The 11393-nt window shown below is 66.6% G+C and carries 9 protein-coding genes; 4 read left to right on the top strand and 5 right to left on the bottom strand.

The features are described from left to right. The first annotated feature begins 415 nt into the window (after positions 1–415). The 4 genes from KJS59_RS29735 to KJS59_RS29720 all read left to right on the top strand — a co-directional run bounded on the left by KJS59_RS29735 (position 416) and on the right by KJS59_RS29720 (position 3418). On the top strand, positions 416–847 hold the full coding sequence (locus KJS59_RS29735; RefSeq protein WP_213457175.1) for an HIT family protein: 432 nt from the start codon (positions 416–418) through the stop codon (positions 845–847). Between the two features lie 249 nt (positions 848–1096). Beyond that, entirely contained in the window at positions 1097–1939 is an 843-nt protein-coding gene (locus KJS59_RS29730) for a helix-turn-helix domain-containing protein (protein WP_213457173.1), read from the top strand. Beyond that, complete coding sequence (locus KJS59_RS29725) at positions 1939–2151, top strand: DUF397 domain-containing protein (RefSeq protein WP_213457171.1); 213 nt, start codon at positions 1939–1941, stop codon at positions 2149–2151. The genes KJS59_RS29730 and KJS59_RS29725 overlap by 1 nt, the downstream gene beginning before the upstream one ends. Positions 2152–2230: 79 nt before the next feature. Next, positions 2231–3418, top strand: a complete 1188-nt coding sequence (locus KJS59_RS29720) for an MFS transporter (protein WP_213457169.1) — start codon at positions 2231–2233, stop codon at positions 3416–3418. On the opposite strand, the gene KJS59_RS29715 is transcribed toward KJS59_RS29720, so the two are convergent. The 5 genes from KJS59_RS29715 to KJS59_RS29695 form a co-directional block, all read right to left on the bottom strand. Then, complete coding sequence (locus KJS59_RS29715; protein ID WP_213457167.1) at positions 3411–4754, bottom strand: hypothetical protein; 1344 nt, start codon at positions 4752–4754, stop codon at positions 3411–3413. The two genes, KJS59_RS29720 and KJS59_RS29715, sit on opposite strands and share 8 nt — an antisense overlap. Continuing rightward, positions 4751–5884 (bottom strand): 3-phosphoserine/phosphohydroxythreonine transaminase, encoded by a 1134-nt coding sequence (gene serC, locus KJS59_RS29710; protein ID WP_213457165.1) that lies wholly within the window; start codon positions 5882–5884, stop codon positions 4751–4753. The genes KJS59_RS29715 and serC overlap by 4 nt, the downstream gene beginning before the upstream one ends. Before the next feature lie 98 nt (positions 5885–5982). Next, positions 5983–8445: a valine--tRNA ligase gene (locus tag KJS59_RS29705; protein ID WP_213457163.1), complete on the bottom strand. Its 2463-nt coding sequence runs from the start codon at positions 8443–8445 to the stop codon at positions 5983–5985. Positions 8446–8478: 33 nt separating this feature from the next. Next, positions 8479–9705 (bottom strand): NUDIX domain-containing protein, encoded by a 1227-nt coding sequence (locus KJS59_RS29700; protein WP_213457161.1) that lies wholly within the window; start codon positions 9703–9705, stop codon positions 8479–8481. Further along, positions 9702–10820: a Gfo/Idh/MocA family protein gene (locus KJS59_RS29695; protein ID WP_213457159.1), complete on the bottom strand. Its 1119-nt coding sequence runs from the start codon at positions 10818–10820 to the stop codon at positions 9702–9704. Before KJS59_RS29695 ends, KJS59_RS29700 begins: the two co-directional genes overlap by 4 nt. Positions 10821–11393 lie beyond the last annotated feature (573 nt).

The following is an 11393-nucleotide window of genomic DNA, read 5'->3' as shown; positions in this document are numbered from 1 at the left end:
GGCCCACGTTCACCCACGTCACCCGCAGGCCTGTTCTCCCAGCCCAGGACCACACCCCGAGCACACGAACCCCGGTTTGCGACCGGCGGTCGGCCAGGGTGACCCGCGTTGGCACGGGTTGACCCGGGTTGGCTTCCGCTGGAGAGCACACACCGCGCACATCATCCAAGATCATGAGGAGCCTACCGCCCGGGCGTCGCCGGCCGGCAGGAGGCGGCCTCGGTGGCGACCTTCCCGGGCTTCGGGCGCCGGCTCAGGGCATGACCCGAACCCGGGGCCCCCTGAGGTTGGCCTGCGCGTCTGCCCCTTAAGACACCAAGACGCGCGCATCCATCCGCTGCGCACGTCAACTCATCGGGGAGGATGGTGCGAAACTTCGCTCCGGGAGGCGATCGCGATCTTGAATCTGTCGTGCGTGTTCTGCTCGGTGACGGCTGGCGTTACCGATCCTGGGGTCTGCCTTGCCGTCAACAACGAGTTCGTTGTTTTTCCGGCACTTCACCAGCGGCCGAACAACAGAGGTCACATGCTTCTCGTCCCAGCAGGTCACTTCGGCGGCATCGCCGACGTGCCGCCCGAGAAGGCGGCCCCCATGCTGGCCGCGCTTCAGGTAACGACGCAGGCGGTGAAGGCTGCGTTCGGTGCCAGCGGGACGACGGTGCGGCTCAACCTGGGACCTCCCGCTCAAGACATCTTCCATCTCCACTGGCACATCATTCCGCGGTACGTGGGCGATGACTTCAACAGTGCTAAGTCCTCCGAGGTGCCCCTGAGCGAACGTTTGCAGCTCACGGCGAAGCTTGGCCAGCACCTTGTCAGACGGGCTTCGGCCCGGGTCCGTAAGTGATCAGTCGCCGGCAAACAGCGCCACACCCGTTCGCTCTACCTGGTCTTCCAGACGAGCATGAACGCGCTGGTGGAGTAGGGGCGCACGCTATGAGGGTTGACCGCTCACGTCGCCCGGGTTCGCGCGATCTTGACGGGGCGCCGGCGCTGGTCCTCGGCGCTACCGGTGCTGTACTGTCCGAGGAGCTTATGCACGTGCGCATGGAGTCGCTGACGTATGGGTACTCGCGGATCGCCTCAACGCTACCGAGTGGGCGCTGAGCTGCGTCGAGTACGCGAGAACCTGGGATTGTCCGGGGAGCGCGTCGCAGATTCGCTTCAGTGGTCGCAGTCGAAGGTCTCCCGGATCGAGACCGGGACGACGGCGTTCACCGTTCGCGACGTAGACCGATTACTCGGCCTCTACGGGGTCGATCCCGACATCCGTGCCGAGCTGCTGGCGGCGACTGCGGAGGAGAACGGCGAGGGGTCCTGGATCACGAGTGCCGGCGGCTGGGGACGGAGGCAGGGAGCAGTCGCGGCGCTGGAGTCGACAACGCGGGAGATCAGGCAGTATCAGCCGGTCGTAGTGCCGGGCCTGTTGCAGACCCGAGCCTACGCCCACGCGATGGCGGTCGCGGTCGGGGCGGGAAGCCCGGACTACATCGCCGACGTGCGCATGGCGCGACAGCAGACGTTGGAGGGACCTGACGCGCCTCGCTTCGTGGTTGTGGTGGACGCTCGAGCTCTGCTGTTCCGCGCGTTCCCGGTCGAGGTGTGCCGAGGTCAGATCCAGCATCTGACGGGTTTGGTGGACCATCCCAACATCGAGTTCGGTGTCGTCCCGATCGGCGCGCAGCACGCGGTCGTAGCGGCTCAGGGGTTCACCATCTTCGACTTCCGTTCCGGCCTTAGCCCTCGCACTGTATGGATCGAGTCGCCCGGAGGTGACTGCTATTTCAGCGAGGAGGCTGCCGTCGCCCGGTTTGAGAAGGCGTTCACGGGGCTAAAGTCCGTTGCACTGCGCGGCAATCATGCCGTTAAATACCTCAATGCTCTCGATGTTGAGGTCGAGCGCTTCGACGCCATCATTCCCGGAGTGGGAGGCAGCTGATGACATCAGTGGGGTTCGCAGGCGCGACGTGGCGAAAGAGCAGCGTGAGCGGCGACACGGGCTGCGTAGAGGCCGCGTTCGTCGAGGAGGAGGTGGGGGTGCGGGACTCGAAACTGTCTGACGCCAGCCCTGTCCTGGTCTTCACACGGCACGAGTGGGTGGCGTTCTTGCACGGCGTGGGCAACGGTGAGTTCGGCGTCCCTGCAGCCTGAAAGCTCCCAGCCAGCGCCATCGGCCCGGTCGGCGGCTGTTGCCGACCGGCGGCGTCAGATCCGTCCTCTGTTGGCTGCGGTGGCTGTCTCCGTCGCAGGCGACGGAGCGTTCATCGCCGCCGCACCTCTGCTGGCTTCGACGCTGACAGCCGATCCGCTTGCGATCTCCGCTGTGAGCGCGGCTTTCTACCTGCCGTGGCTCGCCCTCGGGCTGCCCGCTGGAGCGCTCGCGGACAGGTGGCCACGCCGCCGAGTGCTCGTGATCGCCGACCTCGTCCGCGCGGCGCTGATCGGGCTGCTGGCCGCAGCGTTGGTGCTCGGCTGGGCGAGCATTCCGCTGCTGATCACGGTCGTCTTCGCGGTGGGTGTCGCCCAGTGCTTCTTCGACGCCGCGTCGCAGGCCGTGATCCCAATGATTGTCGGCAGGGGCGGGGATGACCTGAGCAAGGTCAACGGCCGGTACTGGGCGCTGGACACCACGGGGCGGTCGTTGGTGGGTCCGCCTCTCGGCTCGTTGACGTTCTCAGTCGGCCGGTCCCTGCCGTTCGCCGTCGACGCGGTCTCGTTCCTGGCCTCGGCGGTGCTGGTGCGGATGCTGCCCGATGTGCGGTCTGAGCAGCCGGCCCACCAGCCTTTGTGGGCGTCGATTCGTGAAGGCATGCGCCACCTGTTCAGAACACCGGAACTTCGCGTCCTCGCGGTCGCGATGGGCGTGTTCAATTTCGGCTATTTCATGGTCATGGGGACGTTCGTGCTCTATGCCCAACGCACACTTCAGCTTCCGAATGCGGCCTACGGGGCTCTGCTGGCGGCGATGGCGGTGGGTGGGATCGTCGCCGCGACCAATGCTCGCCGCCTGATCGCGGGTTTGGCGTACCGCAAGGTGCAGGCTGCCGCGATGGCTGTCCAGGCGGGGGTGTGGCTGGTGGCGATGCTGGCGGGCAACGTCTGGGTGATAGCCGCGCTGTTCGTCGTCTACGGCGCGGCGGCAAGTCTGGCGTCGGTCGCTGTCGGCTCAGCGCGACAGGCGCTGTCGTCGGACGACTTGATCGGTCGGGTGGTCGCGGCGTTCCGGATTCTGGGCCTGGGCGGGGCGGGGCTCGGCGCGCTCGTTGGCGGCGCGGTGGCGAAGTCGGCCGGGCTGGACGCGACCTTCGTCGTCGCCGCGGTGGTGCTGTTCGTGGCCGCGTGTTTCACCTGGCCGAGTAGATGGCAGTCGAATCAGGCGAACGATCACGAAGGGGCGCGGTCGGGCGCTCTCACCTGAGCTCTGTACCGCCATCCGCATCGAGCAGCTCGAGACCGGCAGACATTCCGGGTAGCCGTGGGTCATCGCCGTAGAAGATGCGGTGCAGCGAGACGATGCGGCGGCAGGTCGCGGCGTAGGAGGCCGTGCCCTGCCGCCGGATCATCGGGATGAGCGTGCTGGACACGGAGCGGATCGCGCGCTGGAAGCCCGCGTAGGCACGCGGGATGTCGAATGCCTTCAGCCGCGACTCGACCTCGCTGAGCAACTCGTCGCATGCGGCGTCCAAGTCGATGCCGCCGGTGCGGGGTTGCTGTAGACCGATGTACCGCAGACTGTTCAACACCTTTTCGCGCAGCCGTGAGGCACCCACGGTGGCCAGCGCGGCAGCACGGAGATCCTTGCCGAGCGGTGCGGACAGCAGCGCGGCGCGGACAAGGCACGGCTCGACGTCAGTCGGCGCGTCGGAGAGTGAGGCACCGGTGTAGCGCGAGAGCTTGCGCCCTGCCGTGTCCAGCAGCGTGCCGTGCTGGACGATCATGGCGGGCAATGCGCCGGGTCGGTTGGCGGCTAGGAGCGTCAACAGCCACTTGCGTTGGATATCGAATCCGGCCGCGGCCACGATCGGGCCGTTCAGGCCGAGGCGGCGCAGCAGGCTTGGCCCGAGAGCACCGACCAGCCGCGGATCGAGGATCTCGCCGTCATGTAGCGGGGAAGGGACGCCGAGATTCCGCCGAGGGTGACCGACTCGGATCAACGGATGGACGTCGGTGAGGCTGTGCAGACGGCGGATGCCATAGCCGGGCACCCATTTCACGTTGGCCGCGCGACGGAACACCTCGTCAAGGTCGATGGGTAAGAACCAGTCCCATGTGGTTCGCAGACGCAGCGGGCCGCCACAGGTGAAGCAGTGTTCGGCATCGGCGCTCGGCGGGAGGGCGATCCGGCAGTTGAGGCACCACTTCTCCTCAGCGGCCAGGTAGCGGACGACGTCGTTGTTGGCCAGTTCGGTGATGACGGCTTGGACATGTGCTCGCACGGACGCGTCGTCATCCCGTATTGCGACATGGGGCGACACCACGATGCCGTAGCGTTCCAACGTGGCTACGGCGTTGGTGACAGCAAGTCTGCAGTAGCGGGCAAACTCCTCCGGATCGTGGCCGAACGTCGGCTCCAAGCGGCGGCTCGACATGTTCCACGACTGCGGCAAATGAGCATCGCCGTCGAAGTGCTGGGCAGTCCGGCGAGCCGCGTCGAGCAGCACCCATGTGTAGATGCCGCCGAGGTGCGGCGCACCGGGCGGTGACGGCGGCGCCAACAGGACCGTGCTCGGCTCGCGGTCCTCCCACGCGATCATCGCAGCACCCGCGCTTCTCCGCCCGGCACGTGGCGGAGCAGCCGCCGCCGCTTGGCGCGGGCGAAGTGCGCCATAAATTCGACGAGCTGGCCGACCGTATCCAGGGAGATCGCGTTGAACAGCGAAGCACGCAGGTGTCCAACCTTGCGGTATCCCCACAGTCCGACGAGTCCCTGCTGCGCGGCGTCTGTCTGAAACTCGTCCTCCAGTTCCGCGGTCGGCAGCGCGAACGTGACATTTACCTTCGACCGGCTGTCGCGGTCGGCGAGGCCCGTGTAGAAGTCGCTGTCGTCGATCGTGCGGTAGAGCAGCTGGGACTTGGCAGTGCTGAGGGTGTCCATCGCCTCGACTCCGCCTTGCTGGATGGTCCACCCGGCCATGAGGTTCAGAACGAAGATCGCGCTGATCGGTGGGGTGTTGAATCGCGACCCTGCCTGCGCGTGCGTGAGGTAGCTGAGGAAGGGCGGGAGTTGGCGTACCGGTTCGAGGAGGTCGGCTCGGATCACGACGAGCGCGACGCCGGCGGTGCCGAGGTTCTTGTGAGAGGTCGCGTAGATCAGGCCGTGCCGGGCGACGTCGAACGGGCGGGTGAGGAGGTCGCTGGACGCGTCACAGGCGAGCCACGTGCCCGCCGGAATGTCGGGCGACTGCTTGAACTGCGTGCCCATTTCGGTGTTGTTCGACGTGTAGTGCACGTACCGGGCGTTCGGCGTGAACGACACTTCGGCTGGCGAAGGCAGGCGCAGGTAGCCGTCTGCGTGTGTGGAGGCGGCGATGTTGACGTAGCCATAGACCGCCGCCTCGGCGGCTGCTGCCGCCCCGAAGTGTCCCGTGACCAGGTAGTCCGCGACGGCGTCTGGGCCGAGGTGGTTGGCGGGCAGCATCGTGAACTGGAAGCGCGCGCCGCCGTGCAGTAGCAGCAGCTCGTATCCCGCCGGGACGCCGATGAGCGCGCGGAGGCGCTCGACGGTGGTGTTGTAGAGCTGCTCGAACTGTCCGCTGCGGTGGCCCAGTTCGAGGATGCCGAGCCCGGTGTCGGCGTAGTGCTCGACGCTTGCCTGGTACTCGGTCAGCACGTCGTCGGGAAGGATGGACGGCCCTGGTGCGAAGCTACGTACTCGTGTGGGCATGGCGATGCCTCCGTAGCTGATATGTGCGGATCCGAGGGTTCGGGTAGGCGTGCCCGGCTGGCCGCCATGATTCAGGTAGTGGCCAGCCGGGCGGTATGTCAGGCGATGATGGCGACCTTGATGCCGTCGACGCCGCTGTCGGTGCCCGCGTCATTGAAGACCGCTTCGTCGGCGCGGGCAGCCACGCGAAGCGGTTCGGCCAGTGCTCGGGCGGTCCGGTGGCCGTCGTCGGTGACGCCCTGCAGCACGACTTTCGCGATGCGGGTGTTGCTGCCGAGGCTGAGGCTGCTGCGCAGGACGCGGATCTGGTCGAGGATCGTGGACATGTCGTCGATGAGCTTGCGGTCGGTCCGCCACTGCGGCTGCCCTGCCGGCCAGGACGTGAGGTGAAGGCTGACGGTGTTCTCGTGGGGCCGGAACATCTGCTGGTAGAGATAGTCCGTGATGAACGGGGCGAAGGGCGCGAACATGCCGAGGACGGCGCGGAAGCCGACGCCGAGGGCCGCGCGGGCGCTGGCCCGCTCGGCGTCGGTGTGATTGCCGGAGTTGAGGAACCGCTCTTTGACCATCTCGATATACCGGTCGCAGAAAACCGACCAGAAGAAGCGTGTCGCGGCCTGGTATCCCTGCATGAAGTCGTACTGGTCCATCGCCGCGGTGGTCTCGTCGATGGCGGACGCCAGGTGCGACAGCATCCACCGGTCCACGTCGGTGCACAGCGCGGCGGGATCGGGTGCGGCTTGTGGGTCGAACCCGTACATGGTCATCAGCCGGGCGACGTTCCACATCTTCACGGCGAACTTGCGGCCGGTCTTGACGTCCTTCTCGTTGTAGCGCAGGTCGGTGCCGATTCGGGCCTTGGTGGCCCAGATGCGCAGCGCGTCAGCGCCGTACCGCTCGATGACGTGATCGGGGACGTAGCGGTTGAAGCCATCCGGCGTGGCGGACTGGTCGAGGTCTCGCTTGGCGATCTTCTTGCCCTGCTCGTTCAGCCCCCAGCCGGAGATCATCACGGTCTGCCAGGGCAGCCGGTCGAAGTGGTACTGCGACTGCACGATCGTGTAGAACAGCCAGGTTCTGATGATCTCGAACGCCTGCACACGCAAACTCATGGGAGCCAGCTGCGGGTCGCTGATCAGCCCGTTGACCGCCCAGCCGTCGTTGATCTGCGGCGACAGGGAGGAGGTCATCCACGTGTCCATGACGTCGGGATCCGGGCTGAGGCGACCGGAGCAGGCCGGGCAGGCATCCATCGGCGGTGCGTCGGCGAGGGGGTCGACGGGCAGCGCGCTCAGGTCGGCGGTGACCGCGTGGCCGCAGTCGTCGCAGAACCACACGGGAAACGGCACACCGTAGTGCCGCTGGCGGCTAATGTTCCAGTCCCACTTCAGGCCCTCGATCCAGTCTTCGAGGCGGCGCCGCATGTGGGCAGGTATCCAGGTCAGCTCCTTGGCGCGGGCCAGGAACGCGTCCTGGTGCTCGCGCACGCGGATGAACCACTGCGCCCGGATCTGGTACTCCACCGGCGTCAGGCACCGCTCGTGCACCCCGACGTTCTGCTTGAGTGGGCGGCTGTTAGTCAACGCGCCGATCTCTGCGAGCTGGGCCACGATCGCCGCTCGCGCCTGGGTCAGTTGCAGACCCGCGAACTGCCCGGCGAGCTCTGACAGCCGGCCGTCGGGGGTGACGACGAGCCGCAGGTCGAGCCCGTCGCGTCGCCACTTCAGGACATCTTCGCCGTCGCCGAACGTGCAGACCATCATCAGCCCCGTGCCGAAGGCGGGATCGACGGACTCCTCGGCCTTGATCGGGACCTGATTGCCGAACAGCGGCACGGTCGCCTGGGTGCCGAGCAGGTCCTGGTATCGCTCGTCTTCCGGATGGAAGTACAGCGCCACGCAGGCGGGCAGCAGCTCGGGGCGGGTCGTCGCGATGACCAGCGCCCGACTGTCCGCCGCCGCGAAAGCGATGTCGTACATCTTCCCGGTGCGTTCGAGGTCTTCGACGTCGGCTTGCGCCAGGGCGGTCCGGCACTCGGTACACCAGATGATCGGATCTTCCACCCGACGCAGATGGCCCGCCTGGTGGAGCTTGATGAAGCTGGTCTGCGCGGTGAGCTGGCACCGCTTGTCGATGGTCGAGTAGAGCAGATCCCAGTCGACCGACAGACCCACGCGGCGCCACAGATCCTCGTACCGGGCCGCCGTCTTGCGGGTCTCGGCCAGGCACAGGGCCACGAACTCCGACCGCGGCATGTCGACGGCTTTGACCCCGTAGGTCTTCTCGACGTAGCGCTCGGTGGGGAGGCCGTTGTCGTCGAAACCCATCGGGTAGAAGACACGGTCGCCTTGCATCCTTCGGTACCGGACCACGAAGTCGGGCTGCGAGTAGCTCATGGCGTGGCCGACGTGCAGGTGGGACGCTGACACGTACGGAGGAGGTGTATCGATGCTGAACACCGGGCCGACCGCCGAACGGTCGAACCGGTAGATGTCGTGCTCCTCCCAGAGCGCCCGGACCGCCGTTTCGACGGCGAGATGGTCGTATTCAGTGGCATCCATGCTGCGGCATCCTCACTCTTGCGCTGGCCGGTTTCAGTGGGGGTGGGTCTGGCTGAGGCGACGCTCGAAGATCAGACGGGCCTCGGGGGTGAGGACCATCGACAGCACCTCGCTCGCATCGACGAACCGGAAGTTCGAGTGCTCGGTCAGGCGGGGTGCAGCGCTGTCGGGCAACTCGACCTCGAACGAGAACGCGGCCAGTCGGCCACTCACGACGGGCTGGCCGTCGAACAGGCGGCTGATGGCGAGGTAGGTGCCGGTCTCCTCCCACACCTCACGGGCCGCTCCGTCGCGAGGATCCTCGCCGGCCTGGAGGTAGCCGCCCGGGATCGTCCATTGGCCGGGGTAGAGGTAGTCGTCGGGGCGTCGCTGCACGAGCAGTGCCTTCTGCCCAGCCCACAGGATGCTCATCGCTGCCGCCTGCGGTAGCGCGATGTCCCAGCGGACCGCGCTGTCCTGCCCGTTCCATCGGACGTCGCTGACGCCCCGGCGGCGGAAATCGTCGAGCATGCGGCCATGGACGGCGTCCAGGAAGGTCGCCCCGCGCAACGCGAAGGCCGCGCCCACCTCTTCGAACTGCGAAGTGGCCTTGCGGGTGGCGCACTCTTCCAGGAACGCGATCTCCTCAGCGGTCAGCCGCTCAGTCGCGGTCAGATGATCCAGGCCGTCGCGGTAGCCCATGCTGAGGTAGCCGTAGAACGCCGCAATGTACTCCAGGCTGATGAGCGGCGTCCGCACGAACTCGGCCGCGCCGTGGGGCGCCATCGAGACGTCGAACAGGAACTTGCGCAGGAAGTAGGAGAAGGAGGCTACGGTCCGGATGGCCTCGCGACGGGTACGCGACGGAGGCGGGTCGGTGAACTCGGCGAAGATGTTCCGTCCGAACAGCTTCACGCTGGTGTACTTGGCCTGGTAGATGAACAGCTCCGCGCGGTTCTTGTGCTGGAACAGCTCGTACCGCCCCAGCGAAGGCTGCGCGTCGGCCAAGGTGTGCACGTTGACGCTGATCGGAATGCCGAGCTGTGCGGCCAGCTCGTCGCGGACCTTTGCGATGCCCTCGGCGGTGCCGGCGTCGAGGCTGTCGATGATCATTTGAACGTCGATGTTGCTCTTGGCGTGGGCGATACCCCGTGAACGCGACCCCATCAGCATCGCGCCGACCACCGCAGGGACGCCGCCGAAAGCCTCACGGAGCGCCTCGACGAGATCGGTGTCGATCCGGCGGGTGTTCAGCCGGCCGGAGATCAGCAAGTCGGTCATGCGAAGGACGTCCTTTGCGAGGGGACGAGTAAGGAACCGTAGGCGGGTCGATCGGGCCGAGGGCCGGGATCGGTAGCCGACGACACCTGCCCCAAGGCCATCGTGAGGTCGATCCAGTCGCCGCCGAGCTCGGCCGAAGCAGTGGCGGCTTCCAGCACAGCCACCACGATCGCGCCGTGGATGCCGTCAGTCCGCGGACGCGCACCAGTGCGGACGCAGTCCGCGAAGTGGCTCAGCTCGGTGTCGAGCGGAGGGCGAGAATCGCCTGCCGACAGGGTTCGCGGTAGCACCTTGCTGCCGTTGACGTGCAGCCGGACAGCTCCGCCCACGTCGTCGTAGACGATGCCTCCCGCTGTGCCCGCGACCGTAGCCCGCCTGACCTTCTCGGGGTCGATGCAGCTGACGTGCACGTGGCCGAGGAAGTCGCCGAAGTCGAGTGTGAGGAAAGCCAAGTCGGAGATGGTGGGCCGGGTGAACATGTACTCCACGCAGCGCACCGCCGCCGGCGGACGTCCAGCCCAGCGGATCAGGATCGACACGTCATGCGGTCCGAGGTTCCAGATGACGTTGGCGTCCTCGCGGAACCTTCCGTACGCCAGGCGCTGCAGGCTGACGTAACGCAGCTCGCCAACCTGCCCCTCCCGGAGAGCACGCTCAACGTCGATGACGTGCTCGGAGTACAGGAACGTGTGGCCCACCATGAGAGTGAGGCCGGCTGTCGCCGCAGCCTTGGCCAACGCGACCGAGTCCGTGGTCGACATAGCCAGCGGCTTCTCGACGAATACGTGCTTGCCCTGACAGATCGCCGCCATAGCAAGCTCGAAGTGACTTGCGGCATCCGTCACGATCAGCACTGCGTCGAACTGCCGGTCATTCAGCAGGTCCGCTGGCGGTAGGACCTTGGGTGCGGACGCCAGACGGGCGGCAAGCCTCGTCGCAGCCTCGGGATTGACGTCCGCTACAGCCGACAGCCGGGCTCCGACAGTTCGTTCAGCTGCCGCCGCGACGTTGGCACCCCACTGCCCGCAGCCGATCAGACCGAGCCTGACCGGCCCGGTGGTCCGGCGATCTCGCTCTTCAGCGTCAGGCGCGGTCGCAGCCTGGGGGTCTGGCATCGAACTGCCTCCTACAGCATCACGAAACAAGATCCTCTATGCATGCACGCATGAATAACGTTCTATGGAAATCCCTCTGATGTCAAGGAAGTTGCTGTGCGGCGAGTGGACTGACCACAGTCGCAGGACGTCGGCGCGCGGCATCGATATCACCGGATCTGCCTCTACGATCACCGAAGGTAGATGGAGAGGGAATGCCGACTTACGGTCCGACTTCGCTGCCGGACCGCAGGTAGCTGACCCGAAACCTGACACGCTGCGGGTCGGCGGCGCCACGGTCGCCCGTATAAGGACCTGCGGCTTTGGCCACCTTACGAGGGCAGGCACGAGATCGTCAGCAGGATGCGCGCGACGCCGCACCGCTGGCCGGCGGCTGGCCGATACGCCGACTGCTCCAGCGTTAAGCTGTAGGGCTTGAACAGTCCGCCCTTCCGGTGGTGCCCTTACTCTGGCATCGCTTGGTTGGGACCGCAGTCGGCAGCCGCTGCCCGGCGGCAACACGCCTGAGGTGGATGATCTGCGCGGCTAGTGGCATATTTTGCAAAACCGGCACGTTGGTCGAGGGGAGAGACT

The organism is Rhizomonospora bruguierae, from assembly GCF_018397995.1.
GTDB classification, from domain to species: Bacteria; Actinomycetota; Actinomycetes; order Mycobacteriales; family Micromonosporaceae; genus Rhizomonospora; species Rhizomonospora bruguierae.
Note: the sequence above shows the minus strand (reverse complement) of the source record. Positions and strands in the feature narration are given on the sequence as shown.